The 21,471-nt window shown below is 69.7% G+C and carries 19 protein-coding genes; 3 read left to right on the plus strand and 16 right to left on the minus strand.

All coding sequences use genetic code 11. The annotated features are described in order from the left end of the window. Positions 1 to 56: 56 nt before the first annotated feature. The 5 genes from L1O03_RS08005 to L1O03_RS08025 all read right to left on the minus strand — a co-directional run bounded on the left by L1O03_RS08005 (position 57) and on the right by L1O03_RS08025 (position 6,407). Complete coding sequence (locus L1O03_RS08005; RefSeq protein ID WP_236119261.1) at positions 57 to 815, minus strand: ABC transporter ATP-binding protein; 759 nt, start codon at positions 813 to 815, stop codon at positions 57 to 59. Next, on the minus strand, positions 808 to 1,602 hold the full coding sequence (locus tag L1O03_RS11615; protein WP_338026144.1) for an MTB12 C-terminal domain-containing protein: 795 nt from the start codon (positions 1,600 to 1,602) through the stop codon (positions 808 to 810). The genes L1O03_RS08005 and L1O03_RS11615 overlap by 8 nt, the downstream gene beginning before the upstream one ends. A gap of 64 nt (positions 1,603 to 1,666) precedes the next feature. Further along, positions 1,667 to 3,862: a S9 family peptidase gene (locus tag L1O03_RS08015; RefSeq protein WP_236119262.1), complete on the minus strand. Its 2,196-nt coding sequence runs from the start codon at positions 3,860 to 3,862 to the stop codon at positions 1,667 to 1,669. A gap of 5 nt (positions 3,863 to 3,867) precedes the next feature. Continuing rightward, a complete protein-coding gene (locus L1O03_RS08020) occupies positions 3,868 to 4,554 on the minus strand; it encodes an aminotransferase class IV (protein ID WP_236119263.1) in 687 nt (228 codons plus the stop codon). After that, positions 4,551 to 6,407 (minus strand): chorismate-binding protein, encoded by a 1,857-nt coding sequence (locus tag L1O03_RS08025; RefSeq protein ID WP_236119264.1) that lies wholly within the window; start codon positions 6,405 to 6,407, stop codon positions 4,551 to 4,553. The genes L1O03_RS08020 and L1O03_RS08025 overlap by 4 nt, the downstream gene beginning before the upstream one ends. 160 nt (positions 6,408 to 6,567) lie before the next feature. Here L1O03_RS08025 and L1O03_RS08030 point away from each other — a divergent pair, with 160 nt between their 5' ends. Then, positions 6,568 to 7,533 (plus strand): SPFH domain-containing protein, encoded by a 966-nt coding sequence (locus L1O03_RS08030; protein WP_236119265.1) that lies wholly within the window; start codon positions 6,568 to 6,570, stop codon positions 7,531 to 7,533. A gap of 17 nt (positions 7,534 to 7,550) precedes the next feature. Next, a complete protein-coding gene (locus tag L1O03_RS08035; RefSeq protein WP_236119266.1) occupies positions 7,551 to 7,748 on the plus strand; it encodes a type II toxin-antitoxin system antitoxin in 198 nt (65 codons plus the stop codon). Here the strand turns inward: L1O03_RS08035 and trhA are convergent. The 9 genes from trhA to purD all read right to left on the minus strand — a co-directional run bounded on the left by trhA (position 7,745) and on the right by purD (position 18,749). Then, the gene (gene trhA, locus L1O03_RS08040; RefSeq protein ID WP_236119267.1) at positions 7,745 to 8,455 is read right to left on the minus strand and encodes a PAQR family membrane homeostasis protein TrhA; all 711 of its coding nucleotides are present in this window, start codon (positions 8,453 to 8,455) and stop codon (positions 7,745 to 7,747) included. The two genes, L1O03_RS08035 and trhA, sit on opposite strands and share 4 nt — an antisense overlap. A 132-nt stretch (positions 8,456 to 8,587) precedes the next feature. Continuing rightward, positions 8,588 to 10,876 carry a phosphoribosylformylglycinamidine synthase subunit PurL gene (purL, locus tag L1O03_RS08045; RefSeq protein ID WP_236119268.1) on the minus strand — a complete coding sequence of 763 codons (2,289 nt, stop codon included), beginning with the start codon at positions 10,874 to 10,876 and terminating at the stop codon, positions 8,588 to 8,590. Positions 10,877 to 10,891: 15 nt separating this feature from the next. Next, positions 10,892 to 11,566 (minus strand): phosphoribosylformylglycinamidine synthase subunit PurQ, encoded by a 675-nt coding sequence (purQ, locus tag L1O03_RS08050; RefSeq protein ID WP_236119269.1) that lies wholly within the window; start codon positions 11,564 to 11,566, stop codon positions 10,892 to 10,894. After that, positions 11,563 to 11,808, minus strand: coding sequence for a phosphoribosylformylglycinamidine synthase subunit PurS (gene purS / locus L1O03_RS08055; RefSeq protein WP_236119270.1), 246 nt, complete (start codon positions 11,806 to 11,808; stop codon positions 11,563 to 11,565). The genes purQ and purS overlap by 4 nt, the downstream gene beginning before the upstream one ends. Positions 11,809 to 11,849: 41 nt before the next feature. Next, entirely contained in the window at positions 11,850 to 14,375 is a 2,526-nt protein-coding gene (locus L1O03_RS08060) for a multicopper oxidase domain-containing protein (protein WP_236119271.1), read from the minus strand. A 90-nt stretch (positions 14,376 to 14,465) separates the two neighbouring features. Next, positions 14,466 to 14,975: a phosphoribosyltransferase gene (locus tag L1O03_RS08065; RefSeq protein WP_236119272.1), complete on the minus strand. Its 510-nt coding sequence runs from the start codon at positions 14,973 to 14,975 to the stop codon at positions 14,466 to 14,468. A 28-nt stretch (positions 14,976 to 15,003) separates the two neighbouring features. Beyond that, positions 15,004 to 15,897, minus strand: coding sequence for a phosphoribosylaminoimidazolesuccinocarboxamide synthase (locus tag L1O03_RS08070; RefSeq protein WP_236119273.1), 894 nt, complete (start codon positions 15,895 to 15,897; stop codon positions 15,004 to 15,006). Positions 15,898 to 15,978: 81 nt separating this feature from the next. Further along, entirely contained in the window at positions 15,979 to 17,406 is a 1,428-nt protein-coding gene (gene purB, locus L1O03_RS08075; protein WP_338026151.1) for an adenylosuccinate lyase, read from the minus strand. Between the two features lie 59 nt (positions 17,407 to 17,465). Then, the gene (gene purD, locus L1O03_RS08080) at positions 17,466 to 18,749 is read right to left on the minus strand and encodes a phosphoribosylamine--glycine ligase (protein WP_236119274.1); all 1,284 of its coding nucleotides are present in this window, start codon (positions 18,747 to 18,749) and stop codon (positions 17,466 to 17,468) included. A gap of 34 nt (positions 18,750 to 18,783) precedes the next feature. Here purD and L1O03_RS08085 point away from each other — a divergent pair, with 34 nt between their 5' ends. Then, positions 18,784 to 19,218: an HIT family protein gene (locus L1O03_RS08085; RefSeq protein WP_236119275.1), complete on the plus strand. Its 435-nt coding sequence runs from the start codon at positions 18,784 to 18,786 to the stop codon at positions 19,216 to 19,218. On the opposite strand, the gene L1O03_RS08090 is transcribed toward L1O03_RS08085, so the two are convergent. Both L1O03_RS08090 and L1O03_RS08095 read right to left on the minus strand, forming a co-directional pair. Then, positions 19,215 to 20,663: a sensor histidine kinase gene (locus L1O03_RS08090; protein ID WP_236119276.1), complete on the minus strand. Its 1,449-nt coding sequence runs from the start codon at positions 20,661 to 20,663 to the stop codon at positions 19,215 to 19,217. The two genes, L1O03_RS08085 and L1O03_RS08090, sit on opposite strands and share 4 nt — an antisense overlap. A 5-nt stretch (positions 20,664 to 20,668) precedes the next feature. Beyond that, a complete protein-coding gene (locus tag L1O03_RS08095) occupies positions 20,669 to 21,400 on the minus strand; it encodes a response regulator transcription factor (protein ID WP_236119277.1) in 732 nt (243 codons plus the stop codon). Positions 21,401 to 21,471 lie beyond the last annotated feature (71 nt).

A 21,471-nucleotide genomic window follows, 5' to 3' on the forward strand; every position in this document is an offset into this window, starting at 1 on the left:
CTGTCCCCCACCAGTTCGATAGGCTTCCGCCCGAGCACTTCGAGCAATGAGGCGAATCATCGCGCACCACCCTCCATCACGGCACGTTCGAGGTCCCCATAGCGCGCGCACACGTCGGGGATGTGTGCGTCGATCAGGATGGAGCCGCTGCCCACGACGATGACGCGGCTGGCACACCGTCGGGCATCCTCACCGTGATGGGTGGAAAGGAGCACGCAGCGGCCCTCGGACTCCGCCCAGTAGCGGATACGCTCGCGCAACCAGTGAATGCCCGCGACGTCGAGCCCGTTGAAAGGCTCATCTAGGAGCACGCACGCCGGGCGCGCAAGCTCCATAGCCGCGAGCCCCACGCGCTGGCGATAGCCCAAGGACAGGCGGCCCGCCGGGCGATCGGCCACCTCAGCCAGGCCCATCATGGGAAGAACCTCCTCCACTCGACTCACCGGGATCCCGGAGAGCGCGCACAACCAGGAAAGATGACGGCGTGGCGTGTGGCGCGGGTCGACGGCACCTGGATCACAGTGCGCCGCCACCCGGGTCAGCGGCGCCTCCCACGCGCGCGGCGGGGAACCGCACACCGTGATCTCGCCGGACTCCGGGAGGAGACTGCCGCCCACCAACTTAAGCAGGGTGGACTTGCCCGTCCCGTTGAGCCCCATGAGCGCGACGACCTCCCCCGCGCGCACGGAAGCGCTCACGCCGGAGAGGACCGGCTGATCCCCGTAGCGGAAGGTCACGTCGCGGACGTCGATGAGCACGTCCCCGTGCGCGTGGGAGGCCGGGGTGGGCCCCATCTGCTCGCCGCCCCTAACCATTGCAGTGGATGGGGAGGCCGACGGTGCGCACGCCCTCGCACACGGAGGAGTTAGCGAGCTGCCACACCCCATTGCGGTAGACGAAATGAATGCGCAGGTGAATGGAGGGGCGCCCCGCTGATCCCGAGTCGAGGGTCGCGGTCAGGGTGTCCCCGTTGCGCTCGAGGGGCCCGGAGATCCGCTTCCAGCCCAGGGGCGCCCGGAATAGCCCCAAGCGATAGACCGTCTGTGGCACGACGACGGCCGCTGGGCCGGCCTCGAGGTTGGCCGCTTTGGCCCCGTCCGAGGCGGGGGTGGCGACAAGGAAGTGGACGATGCCGTTGAGATCATCGAGGGAGGGCTCGGGGGTGGTCACGCGGAAATCCGCAGCGAGGGGCGCCGGAGGCTCCCATCCGAGGGAGGGGTTCGGCGCGGGCGCGGGCGCAGGCTCTGCGCTCGGGCTGGGCGTGGCGCTCGACGCGCCGGTGGCTGCCGGGGCGCCGGTGGCGGCGCCGAGCTGTCCCTCGGGGAGGGCGGTCGGTGTCGGGGCCGCTGGCGTCGTCGACGAGGACGCGGCGGAGGTAGAGGCGGTTTCGCTGCCCGAGACCGAGGTGGCCGGGCTAGCCGGGGCGCCCGGGCTGGGGCTCACGGTCACCGTCTGGGCGTCGGCGGCCACGGCGCTCGGCCGCGGCTCGCGCTGGAAGGCCAGAACCCCCAGCGTGAGTATGAGCGCGGCCACGATGGCGGATGCTCCCGCGGAGACCGCCACCGTGGGCCAGTGAATGGGTTGATGGTGTCGCCAGGGCACAGTGCCCCTCCCTCATCATTAATGACGTATATTACATGCCGATTATACGTCACTAAGGGAAGGCTCATCTCACCTTTTGGGCCTCGGCGGCAGAGATTCCCGTCACCTTCCAGATGAGCCAGGCGTACTCGAAGGCGGTCTGCCGCCACAGCTTGTAGCGCCCGGAGACGCCGCCGTGCCCGGCATTCATCTCCGTCTTGAGGAGGAAGGTGCCGCCGGTGGCGGTGTCGCGGAGCTTGGCGATCCACTTGGCCGGCTCCACGTAGAGCACGCGGGTGTCATTGAGCGAGGTCACCGCCAGGATGTCCGGGTAGTCCTGCGCGCACACGTTGTCATAGGGCGAGTAGGAGGCCATGTAGTCGTAGACCTCGGGATCGTGGTAGGGATCCCCCCACTCCTCCCACTCGGGGATGGTGAGCGGCAGCTCCGGCTTGAGGATGCTCGTGAGGGCGTCGACGAAGGGCACGTCCGCGAGGATCGCGCAGAAGCGGTCCGGGGCCATGTTCGCGACGACACCCATGAGGAGCCCACCCGCCGATCCCCCATACGCGGCGAGGCTCTCGGGGGTGCTCATCCCGCGGGCGATGAGGTCATCGGCCACCGCGATGAAGTCCGTGAAGGTGTTCTTCTTGTGCAGCTGCTTGCCCTCGTCGTACCACCGTCGGCCCATCTCGCCGCCGCCGCGGACGTGGGCGATCACCACGACGATGCCGCGGTCCAGCAGGGAGAGGAAGGAGCGGGAGAAGAAGGGGTCGGTGGAAGACTCGTAGGAGCCATAGCCGTAGAGGAGGGTGGGGTGCGGGCCGGCGTCGAGGTCGACGTCCGCGCGGCTGAGCACGGAGACGGGGATCTCGGCACCGTCCGCGGCGGTGGTCCACAGGCGCACGGCGCGGTAGTCCTCGGGGTTGTGGCCGCAGGGGACCTCCTGCTCCTTGAGGAGGGTGCGCTCGCCGGTGGCAACGTCCAGGCGGTACACGCGCGAGGGCGTCGTGAAGGAGGTGTAGCCCAGCATGAGGATGGGGGCCTCCCACTCGGCCATGCCGCCGGCGGAGGCGCTGTAGAGCTCCTCGTCGAAGGTGATCTCCTCGAAGGAGGTGAAGCCCTCGTGCTCGTCGAGGCGCATGATCGCGGTGCGGGGGATGGCCCCGCGCCGGTAGCCGAGCACAATCTGGTGGGCATAGGTATCGACGCCCTCGAGGCGCACGTCCTCCCGGTGCGGGACGAGTTCGTGCAGCTCGCGCAGGGGCGGCAGCGGGGCGTCGACCCGGCACTCCCCGAGGGAGAAGTTCGGGCCGAGCGCGTTGTGCGTGACCAGCCAGCGCTCCTCGCCGGCGATGATCGCGTGGTTGATGTCATAATCGACGCCCGGCTCCCGCTCCCACAGGCAGGTGAACTCGCCTTCGGGGGTGTCGGTGCTGAGCACCCACACTTCCTTCGTGAGGGAGGAGGCGCTCATGATGATGAGCCAGCGCTGGGAGCGGCACATCCCGACGTCGACGTTGAACTTCCCATCCTCTTCGGTGAACACGCACACGTCCGCCGACTGCGGCGTCCCCACCCGGTGGCGCCACACCTTGTCGGGGCGCCAGGCGTCATCGACCGTGGTGTAGAAGATGTACTCCTCCCCCACCCACGTCGCGCCATAAAACACGCCCTCGAGGCGATCCTCCAGCAGCTCCCCCGTGGCGAGGTCCTTGATGACGAGGGTGAAGCGCTCGTCGCCGGTGGTGTCCGTCGAGTAGGCGAGGTAGCGTCCCGAGCGGGTGACATCGCTCGCGCCGAGGGAGAAGAACTCGTGGCCCTCGGCGAGCTCATTGAGGTCGAGGAGCACCTCCTCGCCCTCCGCCGGGGAGCCGTCCTCGGGGATCTGCGGCGGCTGCCAGGGGTCGGCCCCGGCGGCCTCGGCGGCCTCGGCGACCGGGATGCGGCAGGAGTAGCCGTACTCGGAGCCCTCCTTCGTCCGGCTGTAGTACCAATAGCCGCCCAGCCGCGTGGGGATGGACATGTCCGTTTCCTTCACGCGGGAGCGGATCTCCTCAAACACCGTGGAGCGCAGGTCCTCCAGCGGAGCCAGCTGCGCCTCCGTGTAGGCGTTCTCGCGCTCGAGGTAGTCGAGGGTCTCCGGGGACTCCTTATCCCTCAGCCACTCATAATTATCGACGAAGTCCCGCCCGTGAAAACTCCTGGTCACGGGCTTCTTCGCGGCGATGGGCGGCTGGGCGGCGCCCGCCCTCTTCTCCGGCGTCACGTGTTCAGTCATGGGTCTCACTCTAAGTCCACGCGTCCGAGCACCGCCACCTCCGTCACACCGTGCAAGGCGTTGAGAGCATAGACCCGCGCGCGGCCCGAGCGCGCCGCCTCCTCCACCTCGGCCACGCTGACCGGGCGCCGGCACAGCGAGTCCCAGCGCAGCTCCGGCCGGCCGGGCTCCGGCGGGCTCACGGGCTCCCCGCTCAGCAGGAGCTCCTCGCTCACGGAGGGCAGGCGGGGCCCGGCGGGGAGGATGAGCCGATCCCCCTCCAGCAGGAGGATGGCGGAGGTGGTGGCCTCGAGCACGCGGCCTCCGCGCGCGAGGAGGAGATCATCCGCGCCGCGCCGGGCGGCCAGGGCGCGGAGCTCGCCAAGGACGGGCAGGTCCGGCCCCTTGAGCTCCGGGTGGCGGCGGGGATCACGCACGCACTCCCCGATGAGCAGCCGCGTGCGGCGGCGCCGGGGTGGGCTCGGGCGCCAGGCGAGGCGGTCCGCGCGCGCGGAGCCCTCGAGGCGGGGGAACCACTCGCCGGCGGAGGCGTCCTCGCAGGCCGCGCGCACCGAGCGGAGGAAGCGCTCGGGTGGGCGTCGGCCATAAAAGCGCTGCACGCCGTGGGTGTAGCGGCGGAGGTGGGCGTCAAGCCCGCAGAACTCGGCGGGCTGGCCGGGGAGGCGGCGCAGGTACCAGGAGTCGATGATCATAGGTCGAGCCTCGCGATCGGGGCGAGGGCCTGGCACTTCGTGCGGACTTCCTCCCACTCGGCTTCGGGGTCGGAAGCGTCGAGGATCGCGCCGCCCACCCCATAGCTGAGCTCCCGCCCGTTCGCGACGAGGGTGCGGATCGTCATCGCGAGCTCCGCCTCCCCCTCGCCGCTCAGCCACCCGAGGCAGCCGGAGTACACCCCACGCGGCTCCCCCTCCAGCTCCGCGAGGATCTCGCAGGTCCGCTCCTTCGGTGCGCCCGTCATGGAACCGCCGGGGAAGGCCGCCGCCAGGGCATCGACGACGTCCACCCCCGGACGGCACTGCCCGACGACGGTGCTCACCAGCTGGTGGACGGTCGCGAAGCTCTCCACCCCGAAGAGCTCCGGTACCCGCACCGAGCCCGGCGCGCACACGCGCGCAAGATCGTTGCGCACGAGGTCCGTGATCATGCGGTTTTCCGCGCGGTCCTTCGGGTGCGCGGCGAGCTCCGCCGGGTCCGCCGAGCGCGGGCGCGTCCCCTTGATCGGCCGCGACATGAGTTCCCCGCGCGCGCAGCGGAGGAAGAGCTCGGGGCTTGTGCTGAGCACCTGCGTCTCCCCGAAGCGCAGGTACGCCCCATAGGGGGCGGGGTTGTGCGCGCGCAGACGCAGGTAGTGCTCGACGCCCACCTCGCCGCGGCCGCGCAGCTGGGTGGTGAGGCACGCCTCGTAGGTCTCGCCCGCGCGGATGGCCTCCTGCACGGCGGCGATCTTGGCCAGGTACTGCTCGCGCCCCTCGCGCGCGCGGAGGCGGAGGGGCTCCGGCTCCGGCGCCCGGGCGGGGCCGGGGGCTGCGGGGGCGGGCCCGGCGAGGTGGCGGCGCAGGTCCGCGAACCACTCCTCGTCCTCGTGGAGGCTGATGGCGTAGATGTCCGGGTTCTCCCCTGGCCCCACGAGAATCGCCCGGTCGACGAAGAGGAACTCCCCGCCGGTCTCTGCTTCGTAGCCCAGCCAGCCGACCCAGCCGGGGCGGAAGCGGAAGGGCAGGCGATCGGGGTCGGGTTCGGCGAGCAGCCGGCGGCCCGCCCAGGGGGCGCGGAGTTCGCGGTCCAGCTCCCCGCCCTCGCCGGGCGCGCCGCGGAGGCGGAGCAGGCGGGCGTCGGGGCCGCCGTCGTCGGCGAGGATGCTCCAGCCGGTGCCGGTGGAGTCATCGAGCCAGATGGCCACCTCGCGCTCGGCGAAGAGGGAGCAGAAGAGGGCTTCGGCGGTCCAGCCCTCGCGCGCGGGGAGGCGCTGGGCGCGCACGTGCGGCCAGCCGGCGAGGCGAAGGAAGTTGCGCAGAAGGGTGCGGCCATCGGGGGTGGAGATGGATTCCGGGTGGAATTGGACTCCCCACCAGGGGCGACGGCGGTGGCGCAGGGCCTGGATGACGCCGTCCTCGCTGCGGGCGAGCACCTCCATGTCCTCCCCGGGGCGCTCGACCACCCAGGAGTGGTAGCGCGTCACGCTCATGGGCGAGGGGATGGTGTCGAAGAGGGGGCTGCCGTCGTGCTCCACGGAGGAGAGCACCCCGTGGTGCGGCGGGTGGGTGCGGAGGGTGCCGCCGGCCGCCACGGCCATGAGCTGCATGCCCAGGCACACCCCGAGGACGGGCAGGCCGGAGCGGAGGGCCTCGGCGCTGAGGCCGGTGTCGGCGGGGTGGTCGGCGCGGCCGGGCCCGGGCGAGATGATGATCGCGCCGACGTCCTCCAGCGGGAGGCCCGCGGGATCATCGTTGCGGATGACCAGCGGTTCCACTCCGAGGTGGCGGCAGTCTTCGACAATGTTGTAGGTGAAGGAGTCGTGGTTATCGACGATGAGGAGCCGGGTCACAGGCACTGAGGATAGCGACCGGGCCCGGCGCGGTGGCGGGCGGGCCGGGGCAGATCCTGCCGGTGCCGTTCCCGCCCCGTCCCCACCCCTTCCCCGCGCGGCGAAAAACTGATATCATATTTATGTCACATAGACACCACTTCACCGTGAAAGGATCGCCATGAGCGACACCACCCCCGCCGTCGCCGACACCCCCGTCGGCCGCGACGGCACCCGCGTCTCCATTACCGAGAGGCCCGCGAAGGCAGGAGGGGCTGGGCTCGCCAGCCTCGCACTCCTCGTCGTCCTCGTGATTCTCGCGCTCTGCGCGTGGGGCTTCGTCTCCCAGGCCATCGCCGATGACAACGGAACCGCCGGCCCCAACTCCGGGATCTGCATGTTCGTCTGCTTCGTCGTCTTCCTCGTGACGATCCTCCTCGGCGTGAGTTCCTTCACCATCGTGCAGCCCGGACACACGAAGGTCCTCACCTTCTTCGGCACCTACGTGGGCACGGTGCGCCGCACGGGCTTCAACCTCGTTCCGCCGCTCACGAGGAAGCAGCGCGTCTCCGTCCGCGTCCACAACTTCGAGACCAACGAAGCAAAGGTCAACGACTACAACGGCAACCCCATCACGATCTCCGCGATCATCGTTTGGCAGGTGGCCGACACCGCGACCGCCTCCTTCGCCGTCGAGAACTACGAGAAGTTCATCCGCTCCCAGGCAGAATCCGCCCTGCGGCACGTCGCCACCCAGCACCCCTACGACTCCGACATCGACGGGCGCGTCTCCCTCCGCGGCGGCACCGACGACGTCTCCTCCGAGCTCGCCCACGAAGTCGCCGAGCGCGCGGCCGTCGCCAGTCTCGAGATCGTCGAGGCGCGCATCTCCAGCCTCTCCTACGCCCCCGAGATCGCCCAGGCCATGCTTCAGCGCCAGCAGGCCAGCGCCATTGTCGACGCGCGCGAGACGATCGTCGACGGTGCCGTGAGCATGGTCCGCAGCGCCCTCGATCAGCTCGAGGCGGAAGGCATCGTGGACCTGGATCCCGAGCGCCGGGCCGCCATGGTGTCGAATCTGCTCGTCGTCCTCTGCTCCGACAACCACACGCAGCCCGTCGTCAACACGGGTGGCCTCTACTCCTAAGAAATCGGCCCCCACCCATGGCCCGAAAAGTCATTTCCTTAAGGCTCGACCCCGCCGTGCACGACGCCCTCGCCCGCTGGGCCGCCGAGGACCTCCGCAGCACCAACGCGCAAATCGAAGTCCTCCTGCGCGACGCCCTCCGGCGGGCCGGCCGGCTCCCCTCCGACGTCGGCGGCCTCCCCCGGCGCGGCCGCCCGCCCAAGGACGCGAGCTAGCACACCACCATCCACATGGCGATCATGTGGAGAATCGCCGCGACCACCGTGGCCGCGTGGAAGTGCTCATGGAAGCCCAGGTAGCGGGCCTCGCGCCCCGGCCACTGCACGCCGTACATGAGCGCGCCGAGCGAATAGACCACCCCGCCCGCAAAGAGCAGCCACACCACCGCGGGCCCCGCGTTGTGCCAGAGCTGGGGGAGCATCGGCACGATGAGCCAGCCGAGTACCAGGTAGACCACCACGTCGATCCACCGGGGGTGCTCGATCCACACCATGGAGAGGATGACCGCCGCCACCGCCCCCGCCCACGCAATACTGAGGACCACCGCCGCGCTCGTGGCGGACAGGGTGATGAGGCAGAGCGGCGTGTACGTCGCCGCGATGAAGATTGCGATCGTCGAGTGGTCCGCCCGACGCCACCAGCGCACCGTGCGCGTGCTCCGCCACGGCCCCAGGTGGTAGGCGGCGGAGACCCCGAAGAGCGCGATGACCCCCAGCGCATAGATCGTCACCCCGAGCCCCTGCCACCAGGGCAGGAGCATCCACGCCATCGTCGTGAGGACCGTGCCCGCAATGAGGGATCCGATGGCCGCCCCGAAGTGCGCCCACCCCCGTCCGCTCGGGCGCGGGCCGCGGTCATAGACCTCGCGCGTGCGCTGGATGATGTGGTCATTCTCGGGGTGAGCGAGGGTGGCTGCCGACATGAAAGAACCTCCGGCCTAGTAGGTTACTTAAGCGTAATCTACGCCGGAGGTTCCCTCCAGGCAAGAAGCCAGCCCCACACGGGGCGGCGGGGCGCGGCGGCCCCGCCCCCGCCCGCGGGCTGCGGTGCCCCGCTACTCCACGACGGAGTTCGCGCCCACCACGTGGCCGAAGTGCTTCGGCAGGGTGGACTCCCAGGCCTCCTTGAGCTCGGCGAGCGGAACGCTCACCACGCCGAAGTCGATCTGGGCCTCGGCGCCCGCGGCGCCAGTGCTCTCACCGATCCGCGCCACCGGGATGCCAAGCTCCTCGGCGCGCGCCTGGAAGGCGTCGGCCTGGGCGGGCGTCGTGGCCACGAGCATGCGGGAGGCGGACTCGGAGAAGAGGGCCGTCGTCGGGTCCTCGTGCACGGCCGCGAGGTCCACGCGAACACCCACCTCCTCGCGCTGCGCCATCTCAAAGACCGCCTGCGCGAGGCCACCCTCGGAGAGGTCGTGGGCCGCGGTGATGTCCTGCGCGCCGACGAGGAGGTCCGCGAGGCGCTGCTCATCAGCGAGGTCAACGCTAGGCGGCAGGCCCTGGAGGCCGCCGCCGCTCACCTGCTGCCAGATGGAGCCGCCGAAGTCCTCGCCCGTCGCGCCGAGGAGGAAGAGCACCTCCGGCTCGCCCGCGCGGCCGAGGTCGTGGGCGTGCGCCTGGCGGACGTCCTCGATGACGCCGAGGACGCCGACCACCGGGGTCGGCAGGATGGGCTCGGTGCCCGTCTGGTTGTAGAAGGAGACGTTGCCGCCGGAGACCGGGATGCCGAGCTCCTGGGCCCCGTCGGCGAGGCCGTGGACGGACTCGCGGAACTGCCACATGACGTCCGGGTTCTCCGGGGAGCCGTAGTTGAGGCAGTTCGTCACGGCGACGGGACGTGCCCCGGTGGCGACGACGTTCCGGTAGGCCTCGGCCAGCGCCAGCCGTGCACCCATGTTCGGGTCGAGCTTCGTGTAGCGGCCGGAGGCATCGGAGGCGACGGCCACGCCGCGGTGGGTCTCCTCATCGATGCGCAGGACGCCGGCATCGCTGCCCAGCGCCTTGACGGTGTTGCCGCGCACGTAGCGGTCATACTGCTCCGTGATAAACGCGCGGGAGCACAGCGCGGGCGAGCCCACCATGTCGAGGAGGGCGGCGCGCAGGTCGCTCGGGCGGGTGATCTCGGCCGGCTCCTGGAGGGCGTCCTGCCACTCGGGGCGGGCCCAGGGGCGCTCATAGACGGGGCCCTCGTTGGCGATGGTGTGCGCCGGGGCGTCGACGACGACCTCACCCTGGTGCGTGATGACCAGGTGCTTTCCGGTGGTCACCTCGCCGATCTCCGCGCAGGTGACGTCCCAGTGGGCGCAGATCTCGCGGAACTTCTCCACGTTCTCCGGGGTCACCACGGCACACATGCGCTCCTGGGACTCGGAGGCGAGGATCTCCGCGGCCGTCATGTTCTCCGCGCGCAGCGGCACCGCGTCGAGGTTGATGCTCATGCCGCCGTCGCCGGACGCCGCGAGCTCCGAGGTGGCGCAGGAGAGGCCCGCGCCGCCCAGGTCCTGAATACCGACGACGACACCCGCGCGATACAGATCAAGGCAGCACTCGATGAGCACCTTCTCCGCGAAGGGGTCGCCCACCTGCACGGCGGGCAGCTTCCGCTCGGCGCCTTCCTCGAAGGTGTCGCTCGCGAGCACGGAGACGCCCCCGATGCCGTCGAGCCCCGTGCGGGAGCCGAAGAGCATGACCTTGTTGCCCGTGCCGGACGCGAAGGCGAGCTTGAGGTCCTCCACCTTGAGCGTGCCCACGCACAGGGCGTTGACCAGCGGGTTTCCGGCGTAGGACTCATCGAAGACGGTCTCGCCGCCGATGTTCGGCAGGCCCAGGCAGTTGCCGTAGTGGCTGATGCCATCGACCACGCCGGTGAGCACGCGCTGGGTGTCCGGGAAGTCCGCCGGGCCGAAGCGCAGCTGATCCATCACGGCGATCGGGCGGGCGCCCATGGCCATGATGTCGCGGACGATGCCGCCCACGCCGGTGGCCGCGCCCTGGTGCGGCTCCACGTAGGAGGGGTGGTTGTGGGACTCGACGCGGAAGGTCACCGCGTTGCCATCCCCGATGTCCACCACGCCAGCGTTCTCCCCGATGCCGGCGAGGATCTTCTCCGCCATCTCCGGCGTCGTGGTCTCACCAAAGTAGCGCAGGTGCACCTTGGAGGACTTGTAGGAGCAATGCTCGGACCACATGACGGAGTACATGCTGAGCTCCGCGTCCGTCGGCCGGCGCCCGAGGATCTCCTTGATGCGCGCGTACTCGTCGTCCTTGAGGCCCAGCTCGCGGTAGGGCTGCGCCTCGTCGGGAGAGGCGAGCGCGGCCGAGACAGTGTCGTTGTGAACAGTCATGAATCGTCCCCTCCTTTAGACGGACGCCGTCGCGTTGATCGCGGACACGAACATCGGCAGCCCATCAAGGGAGGGCCCCGTGAGCTCCTCCACGGCGTGCTCGGGGTGCGGCATGAGGCCGACGACGCGACCATCCGCGCTGCACACCCCGGCGATACCGTGCACCGAGCCGTTGAAGTTATCGGTGTAGCGGAAGACCACGCGGCCTTCCTTCTCCAGTTCCTCGATGGTCTCCGCGGAGGCCTGGAAGCGCCCCTCCCCGTGCTTGGCGGGGATGAGGATCTTCTGCCCCTCCTCGTAGCCGCTCGTCCACGCCGTGGACGCGTTGGCCACCTCAAGGTAGGTGTCCACGCAGTGGAAGTGCAGGCCCTGGTTGCGGGTGAGAGCACCCGGCAAGAGGCCCGCCTCCGTGAGGATCTGGAAGCCGTTACAAATGCCCAGCACCGGCATGCCCTTGTGCGCCCGATCAATCACCGAGCGCATGACCGGCGCCAGCGCGGAGATCGCCCCGCTGCGCAGGTAGTCCCCATAAGAAAAGCCGCCAGGAACGATGACGGCATCGACGCCACGCAGATCCTCGTCCGCGTGCCACAGCTCCACGACTTCAGCGCCCGCAATGCGTGCCGCACGCTGGGCATCGACGTCGTCGAGCGTCCCCGGGAAGGTGATGACACCAATCCGTGCGCTCACTGGCTCACCTCAGCATCCACGACCTCGAAGTCCTCAATCACCGTGTTCGCCAGGAGGGTCTCAGCAACCTTCTCCACTTCGGCGCGGGTGACGGTTCCATCCACCTCCAGTTCGAAGCGCTTGCCCTGCCGGACATCACTCACCCCGGTGACACCCAGCCGGCCGAGCGCTCGCACCACGGCTTGACCTTGAGGATCCAGAATCTCTGCCTTCGGCATGACGTTGACAACTACTCGGGCCACGTTTGGCTTCCTTCCTCGCAGGATTTGGTTGCCCCCACAGCTTAACTGTTCGGGTGCTCTGCGGGGGTGGTGGCCTCGACGATGACATTCCCACGCATCCCGCGCTCCGCGTGCACCATCTGGTGATCGACGAACGTGTAGGTCCCCGGCTCCTCGAAACGGGTCTCCACATAGCCGCCCTGGGCCGCCGCGAGGTCGAGCGCCTGGGAGCCGCCGCCCGCCGCGCCCGGCTCCTCGTCGAGAAGCATCCGCCCCTCCTTAAACACGCGGTGGAACTGCGCGCCCACGATGTGGAAGCTCAGCCCCTGGTTGGGTCCGGCCGCGAGCACCCAGAAGCGCACCGTCTCCCCCGCCTTCACGCGCAGCGGGTGCGCGGAGCTCACGTACTGCGCCGCGTAGCCGTTGAAGCGCCAGGCCGACGGCTCCTCCGCGATGACATCCGCCGGGTCCGCGTAGATCTCGCTCCCGACGAGCACCACCTCATGGTCCACCGGCGCAAGCCCCGGTGGGTCGATGATGACCGCGCCGTGCATGCCCATCGAAATGTGCTGGCTCATCGGGTGCGTGGAGCAGTGATAGAGCCAGATCCCCGCGCGCGTGGCTGTGAAGGCGTAGTGGAAGGTCTCCCCGGGCGGGACCTGCGTGGTCATGGCGTCGGGGGAGGCGCTCGTCGCGTGGAAGTCGAGGGAGTGAGACATGGACCCGTCATTGATGAAGGTGATCTCAAAGCGATCGCCGAGGTGGCCGCGCAGCGTCGGCGCCACCGGATCCTTGCCAAAGCTCCACACCTCCTGGCGCATCCCGGGGGCCACCTCCGCCTGAAACTCGCTGGCCCGCAGCGTCACCCGGTGCGTACGCTCCGCCGAGGCTGGCGCCAGCCAGGGATCCACCGTCGGTGAGTCCGAGGAGGGGTCCGCGATCATCCCGGCCTGCCCGTGCCCGTGCTGGTGGCCGCCCGCCCCCGCGGTGGGGCGGGGCGCCGTCCCGGCGCCCGTCGTCACGCGGAAGGTCATGCCCATCTGGCGGTGGCCGGCGATGGTGCACCAGCCCTCGATCCCCTCCGCTGGCACCACGGGCACCTCGAGGGTGACCTCCGCGCCCGGCTCCACGCGCCCGGAGTCCTGGCCCGTCGCCAGGTGCAGGTCATGCACCTGGCTATCGGTGTTGCGGAAGGTGAGCACCAGGCGATCCCCCGGCCGCGCAGCCACCTCCGCCGGGGAGTAGCTCATATCCTGCGCCGTGACCTCCGCGGTGACCGTCTCCCCCGTGGGCTCGACGTCCGCCGGCGCCACGCTACCTCCCGCGCCGAGATTGCCCGTCGTGAGCACGGAGCCCACGAGCGCCACCACGGCGAGCACGCTCACCGCCAGCGAGACCTGCTGGGCGCGCAGCCCGCGAGGCATGTCCTCCACGCCCGGGCCCTCCCCGCCGCGGAGGACGGACACCTGAGCCTTCGCCGCGCGCGCGATGAGCGGCAGGACCGCCGCGAGCCCCAGGCAGCAGAGCCCCGACACCCCGACCCGCGCCCAGGAGGGCAGGGGAAGGAGCCAGAGGAGAAGCCCCACGTTGACGAGCGCCCAGCGGAACATCCCGCCGCGGTCCATCTCGCGCAGGCCCGCGCGGAGGGCGGAGGGTCCGCCGCCGATGGTCGTCGGCAGGAGATAGCTCATCATGCCGAGCAGCAGCTGCGCGCCAAACCCGATGACCAGCGGAATCGTGAGGGAAGAGATGACAAACCCGGGGCTCAGGACGCGCGGGACGGCTACCAGCAGGGAGCCGATGAGCCAGCACACCGCGGCGGCCACGCTCGCCGAGGCGTAGGTGACGCGGTCGCGCGGATCCCGGAGGACGGCGAGGACATCCCGCGCCCACGGGATCGCCTGAAGAATCCACGCGAGCGCGATGAGCCCCACGCCCACCATCGCCATGGGGCGCAGCCCGCCGAGGGCGCCCAGCGCACCCAGAAGCAGGCCGCTCGCCATGCAGCCCACGACCAGCCGCGGCCAGCCCCCGTGCGCGCGGGTGCGCCACACCGCGGGGAACATGCGCTGCAGCGTGCCGAGGGCGGCGCAGCCTAGGAAGCCGAGGAGGTTGATGACCTCGTGGGCGAGGAGGAGGTCATCGTGGCGCGCCGCACCCCAGGGGGAGACGATGAGCACGCCCATCGTGGCGCCGAGCGGCAGGCACAGCGTCGAGAGCGCATACCACCAGGCCCGGAGGCGGATGAGCGCGGCGGCGTGCCAAAGGAGCGCCGCGGAGACGAGCACCGCTCCGACGAGCACCACCGGCCACTGCCCCAGCATCTTCCCCGCGATGACGACGAGAATCCCGGCGTTGAGCAGCGCGATGAGCGAGAGCGGCGGCTGGGAGGAACGCTTCGCGAAGTGCCGCCCCCACACGACGATGGAGTTCGTCACCGCCCCGAGGGTGAAGAGGTGGACGAGCACCCAGCGCCCCTCGGGGAGGAAGGGGTGCGTGAGTCCCGCGAGGACGATGAGGACCAGCCACACCTTGACGGGCAGGTGAAGGAGGGTGCGGGCGCGGGATCGGGACCTCGAAGGTTTCATGGTATCTAGTATGCGCTTTTAACATCCCGGGGCTTTCCCCGGGCCCCCGATACCGCCACGCCGCACCCGCACCCGCGCCCGCGGCCCGCGCTAGGCCTTCGCGCGCGGCTCCACCGGGGGCTCCGCCGACCACGGGAAACAAATCCACTGGTCGGTGCGTCGCCACACATAATCGGGCTCCACCACGGAGGCGGACTTCCCATAGAGCACCGCGCTGCGGACCTCCACGACGTCCTCGCGCAGGAGGTTGAGTACGAGGTCGAGGGTGCGGCCGGAATCGGCGACGTCGTCAACAACAAGGACCCGGCGCTTGTGGAGCGATCCTGTGTCCAACAGGGGCTCCAGCAGCACCGGGTCCGGAAGGGTTTCGTGAACGTCGGTATAAAACTCGACGTTCATCGTGTCGGAGAGTTTCACTCCGAGGGAGTAACTCAGCGCACCGCCGGGGATGAGCCCGCCGCGGGCGATGGGGATGATGAGATCCGGTTCGTAGCCGCTATCGGCGATCATCTGCGCGAGCTCGCGCTGCGCCACTCCAAAGCCCTCCCAGGTGAGGACTTCCTTCTCGTCGAGCTGGGAAGAATCCGCATGATAAGCCATGCCCGGATTCTACTCGGTCGGCCCTCCGCTAGACGCAGGAACCGATCCAATCGGAGAACTTCCGGCCGGAAATCCGCTCGTAGGCCTCGATGTAGCGCTCCCGGGTGGCCTCAATGACCGAGCCGGGCAGCGGAGGCGGCGGGGTGCCGTCCTTCTGGTTCCAGTCCGCCTTGGAGCTGAGCAGCCAGTTGCGCACGTACTGCTTGTCAAAGCTCGGCTGGACCTTGCCCTCCTCATAGGTGTCCGCGGGCCAGTAGCGGGAGGAATCGGGCGTGAGGACCTCGTCCGCGAGGACCAGCGTGCCGTTCTCGTCGACACCAAACTCGAACTTCGTGTCCGCGAGGATCACCCCGCGCTCCTCGGCCATCGCGGCGGCCGTGGAGTAGATGGACAGGGTGGCGTCGCGGAGCTCGGTGGCGCGGGCCTCCCCCAGCTTCTCGACGACGGCCTCGAAGGGCACGTTCTCATCGTGGTCCCCAAACTCGGCCTTCGTGGCGGGCGTGAAGATGGGCTCGGGCAGGCGGGAGGATTCGCGCAGCCCCTCGGGGAGCTCGATGCCACACACCGTGCCGTTCGCCTTGTACTCCTTCAGTCCGGAGCCGGTGAGGTAGCCGCGGGCGACGCACTCGAAGGGCAGCATCTTCAGCTTCTTGCACACGAGTGCTCGGCCGAGGACTTCTTCCGGGATGCGGGGATCATCGATGGGCCCGGCGAGGTGGTTGGGCACGTCGATGCTGTCGAAGAAGTAGACGCTCATCGCGGTGAGGATTCGCCCCTTATCCGGGATCTCGGAATCCAGGATGTAATCGAAGGCGGAGATCCGGTCGCTGACGACCATGAGGAGGGTCTCTTCGTCGATCTCGTAAATTTCCCGCACCTTACCGGCGGAAAGGTGGGTGTAGTCAGAGAGTTCCGGACGCATGCTTAGGCAGTCTAGTGGGGGCCGTGCGGGCCAACAATTGGAGGGTCCACATCGGCCCCGACTCCGGGGGCGCCCCGCGGGCTAGAGGATGTCCCCCGGCTGGTAGCGCGCGGCTTCCGGGTAGGTCTCGACGACGTCCTCAATGCGCTGGAGCACCCGGTCGGTCTGCGATTCCGCCGCGCCGATGAACGCGTGGCGGTCGGCCAGGGCGGCGCGGAGGTCCTCGGCGCTGAGCGGGAGCCGCTCGTCGGCGGCCAGACGCTCCACGAGGTCCTGGTCAGCGCCGTTTTCCCGCATGTTGAGGGCCACGGCCACCGCGTTCTCCTTGATGATCTCGTGGGCGGTCTCCCGGCCGACCCCGGCGCGCACCGCGGCCATGAGGATGCGGGTGGTGGCGAGGAAGGGGAGGTAGCGCTCGAGCTCCCGGTCAATCATGGCGGGGAAGGCGCCGAACTCGGTGAGTACGGTGAGGAAAGTCTCACACATGCCGTCGAAGGCGAAGAAGGCGTCAGGCAGGGCGACGCGGCGGATGACGGAGCAGAAGACGTCGCCCTCGTTCCACTGCTGGCCGGCGAGGTCGGCCGCCATGGTGAGGTAGCCGCGGAGGATCACCTGGAAGCCGCAGACGCGCTCGCAGGAGCGGGCGTTCATCTTGTGCGGCATGGCGGAGGAGCCCACCTGGCCTTCCTTGAAGCCCTCGGTGACGGTCTCGTTGCCGGCCATGAGGCGGATCGTCGTCGCGAGCGAGGAGGGCCCGGCACCGAGCTGCACGAGGGCGGAGAGGGCGTCGAAGTCGAGGGAGCGCGGGTACACCTGGCCCACGGAGTCGAAGGTGCGGCTGAAGCCGAGCTCATCGGCGATGGCGCGCTCGAGGCTCGCGAGGTGCTTCTCATCCCCGCCCACGAGGTCGAGCATGTCCTGGGCGGTGCCCATGGGGCCCTTGATGCCGCGCAGCGGGTAGCGGCTGATGAGGTTCTCGACGCGGTCCAGCGCGATGAGCATCTCATCCGCGGCAGACGCGAAGCGCTTGCCGAGGGTGGTCGCCTGCGCGGCCACGTTGTGCGAGCGGCCGGCCATGACGAGGGAGCGGTACAGGGCGGCCCGCTCCCCGATGCGCGCGAGGACGGCCACCGCCTTGTCGCGCACGAGCGCGAGAGAGCTGAGGATCTGGAGCTGCTCGACGTTTTCCGTGAGGTCGCGGGAGGTCATGCCCTTGTGGATGTGCTCGTAGCCGGCGAGGGCGTTGAACTCCTCGATCCGCGCCTTCACGTCGTGGCGGGTGATGCGCTCCCGGGCGGCGATGGACTCAAGGTCCACCTGGTCCACCACGGCCTCGTAGGCGCGGATGGCCTCGCTGGGGATGTCCACCCCGAGGTCCTTTTGCACCCGCATCACGGAGATCCAGAGCTGACGCTCCATGCGGATCTTCGCCTCGGGGCTCCACAGGCGGGTCATCGCCGCGGAGGCGTAGCGGGAGGCCAGGACGTTGGCGATGGGCGCCTTCGTCACCGGGGTGTCGTCGATGGTCTCTGCGTTCTTCTCAGCGTTCTTCTCAGCCACGCCCTCGATTATGACATTCCCGGCAGGGTGATGGTGCCCTCGACGGCCGGCAGCGCGATGTCCGAGCGGTAGTGCCCACCCTCCAGGTGGATGCCGTCCAGCTGCCGGTAGGCGTCCTCCCGCGCTTCGGCGAGGGTGCTGCCCGTCGCCACCACGTTGAGCACCCGGCCGCCGGCGGAGACGAACCCGCCGTCCGGGCCGGCCGCGGTGCCCGCGTGGAGCACCGGGGTCTCGGCCGTGACCCCCTCGATGGGGTCCCCCTTCTTCGGGGAGGCGGGGTAGCCCTCCGCCGCGAGGACCACCGTCACGGCATAGCCGGGCGCCCAGCGCAGGGGCGGCAGCTCGCTGAGGTGGCCGCGCGCCACGGCGTCGAGAACCCCTGCGAGCGGGGTCTCCAGCAGCGCGAGGACGGCCTGCGTCTCGGGGTCGCCGAAGCGGCAGTTGAACTCCACCACGGCCGGGCCCTCCGCACCCCAGGCCAGGCCCGCGTAGAGGAGGCCGGAGTAGGGGGTGCCGCGGGCGACGAGCTCTTTGGCCACCGGCTCGCACACCTCGCGGACGATGCGCTCGACGCCGTCCTCGGGCAGCCAGGGGGTGGGCGCGTAGGCCCCCATGCCGCCGGTGTTCGGGCCGCGGTCACCGTCATAGGCGCGCTTGTGGTCCTGGGCGGGAAGGAGGGGGACGACGGTCTCGCCGTCGACGAGGCAGAAGAGGGACACCTCGGGCCCCTCGAGGAAGGTCTCGGCCAGCACCGGGTGGCCGGACGCGAGGACTGCCTCCGCGTGCTCGCGCGCAGCCTCCCGATCCTCGGTGACGACGACGCCCTTGCCGCCGGCCAACCCGTCATCCTTGATGACCCAGGTGGGGCCGAACTCGTCGAGGAGGGCGTCGAGTTCCTCGGCGCTGGCCCCCGGCGCGAGGCTGCGCGACTGCGCGGTCCGCACCCCGGCGGCCGCCATGACGTCCTTCGCGAAGGCCTTGGAGCCCTCGATCTGCGCGGCCGCCTTCTGCGGGCCGAAGACCGCGAAGCCGGCCTCCCGGAGGGCATCGGCCACGCCCGCGACCAGCGGGATCTCCGGCCCGATGACGACGAGCTCCGCCTCGACCTCCCGGGCGAGGGCCACCATCGCGGCGGCGTCGTCGACCGCCCCGGCCTCCGGGTGGCAGGTGGCGAGCGAGCTCATGCCGTCGTTCCCCAGGGCGACGTGGAGGGCCGTGGTGGCAGGGTCAGTGGCGAGGCCGCGGACGAGGGCGTGCTCGCGGGCTCCGGATCCGATCACGAGAATGCGCATGGCCCTCATCCTAATGGGCGGTACGCTGACAACCATGAGTAGCGTCTTCACCAAGATCATTCAAGGGGAGCTCCCCGGCCGCTTCGTCTATCGCGATGAGACGGTGGCCGCGTTCCTCACCATCGAGCCCGTGCGCTACGGGCACGTGCTGGTCGTCCCCATCCGCGAGGTGGACAAGTGGACGGACCTCGCGGAGGAGGAGTGGCTGCACCTCGCGGGGGTGGCGCAGCGCGTCGGGCAGACCGTGCTCCGCAGCTTCGACTGCCAGCGCGCGGGCACCCTCATCGCCGGCTTCGAGGTTCCCCACACCCACATTCACGTCTTCCCCGCCGACGACATGTCCGGCTACTCCCTCGGCACCGCGATGTCCCCCGACGAGACCGACCCCCAGGAGATGGACCGCGCCGCCGAGGCCCTGCGCGCCGCGCTCGGGACCGGCGAAGATGGCCGCCCCCTGGCCGAGGCCTAAACCTCCCCGCTCCCCGGGGCGGAGAAGAGTTCCTCCTCGGTACCGGCGGGCAGCGCCACGGTGAACGTCGAGCCCTCCCCCGGGGCGGTCTGTACCGTGATCGTGCCGCCGTGGCGCTCGACGAGGGAGTGCACGATCGCGAGCCCCAGCCCCGAGCCGCCCGAGTTGCGGGAGCGAGAACTGTCCGCGCGGTAGAAGCGTTCGAAGATGTGCTCGGCGTCCTCGGGGCTCATGCCGCAGCCGTCGTCGATGATGAGGATCTCCGTCATGGGCACCCCGGCCGGGGCCGCCCCCTTCTCCCCCGCCTCCTCGGCCGGGCGCAGCACGATGCTCACCTGCGCCTCCTCCCCGCCGTGGACGAGGGCGTTGGCCACGAGGTTGAGGATGATCTGGCGCACCTTGTCCGCCTGCCCGAGCGCCACCGGGATCCCCGGGTGCTGGTTGATGACGCGGACGGTGCGCCCAGGGTAAGTTTCGCGCATCTGGGTGGCGACGGAACTGGCCGTTTCCAGGAGATCGACGGGGGCGGTCTCCAGGGCGTTGCCCTCCGCGCGCGTGAGGCTGAGCAGGTCCTCCACGAGGTAGGTCATCCGGGTGGACTCCTCCTCGATCCGGTCGATGACCCAGTCCGCGTCGGGGGCGGCGCCGCTGCGATAGAGCTCGGTGTAGCCGCGGAGGCTCGTGAGCGGGGTGCGCAGCTCGTGGGAGGCGTCCCCCACGAAGCGGCGCATCTGCTCCTCCTTCTCCCGGGTGTGCTCGAGGGAGCGCTGCAGCCGGTTGAGCATGATGTTGAGCGAGGCCCCCAGCTGCCCCACCTCGGTGCTCATCGGCCACTCCGGCACGCGTCGGTCAATCTGCCCCTCCGAAATGTCCCGCGCGGTCCGCTCGACGACGCGCAGCGGGCGCAGCGCCCGCCGGATGAGCCACCAGCCCACCAGCGCGATGACGATGAGCACCATCACCCCCACCAGTCCCTGGAAGAGGCGCATGCGCTCGATGACCAGATCCTCCCGGTCCAAGTTGCGCGCCACCACCGTCATCACACCGTGCTCCTGCGTGGCGATCGCGCGCCACTCATCGTGCAGCCCGGCGCTGCTCGCCGAGCCCACCGAGTGCACGGTCTCCGGGACGCCGGAGGTCCCCAGCCCCGACACGTCCGGGAACACGCCCAAATCGTTGAACACCACCGAGCTGCCGTCGTCGAATATCTTGATGACGGTGTAATTCGAGGGCGGGTGGGCGCCGGCGCGCTTGGTGAAGAGTTCAGAGTCGCGGGCCCAGCCGTGGAGGGAGTTGTAGAGGTCCTCGTCGACGCGCTGGTAAATGTCATCTTTCATGACGGAGCTCACCATGGCGGAGCTCGCGAGGATCCCCAGCCCGCACGTGGCCACCATGAGGATGACGAGCCACGTCCGCAGCGGCACCGAGCGGAGTGCTTCTTTCACCCCGCTCACCCGCGGCCCGCCCCGCGCGGGGTGCGCAGCACATAGCCCACGCCGCGCACGGTGTGGATGAGCGGCACCTCGCCGGTGTCAATCTTCCGGCGCAGGTAGGAAATATAGGACTCGACGACGTTGCCATCCCCGCCGAAGTCGTAGTGCCACACGTTGTCGAGGATCTTCGCCTTACTCAGCACCACCTCAGCATTGAGCATGAGGTAGCGCAGGAGGTTGAACTCCGTCGGCGAGAGCTCCACGTACTCCCCCGCCTTCGTGACCTCGTGGGTCTCATCGTTGAGGGTGAGGTCCGCGTAGCTGATCGTCGCGTCCTCCGGCTCATGATCGACGACGCGCCCCCGCCGCAGAATCACCCGCAGCCTCGTGATGACCTCCTCCAGGGAGAAGGGCTTGGTCACGTAGTCATCCGCCCCGATGGTGAGCCCGTGGATGCGGTGCTCGACGGCATCCTTCGCGGTGAGGAAGAGGACGGGGGCGTCGATCCCCTCGCTGCGCAGGCGCGTGAGCAGCTCAAACCCGTCCATGCGGGGCATCATGACGTCGAGGATGAGGGCGTCCGGCTCGTACTCCCGGGCACGACGAAGGGCCTCGGCGCCATCACGTGCCGTGAGGACGTCGAAGCCCTGGAATTTGAGGCTCACTTGAAGGAGCTCCACGATATTCGGCTCATCATCGACGACGAGCACCTTCACCGGTTGAGCATCAGAGTTGAGGAGCGCAGACATGCCTCCATAGTATTCACGCCCGCATGGGCCGCGGCTGCCAGCATTCTGTGAGCAGCCTGAGGATCCCGGGC

Source organism: Corynebacterium uropygiale, assembly GCF_021568315.1.
GTDB classification, from domain to species: domain Bacteria; phylum Actinomycetota; class Actinomycetes; order Mycobacteriales; family Mycobacteriaceae; genus Corynebacterium; species Corynebacterium uropygiale.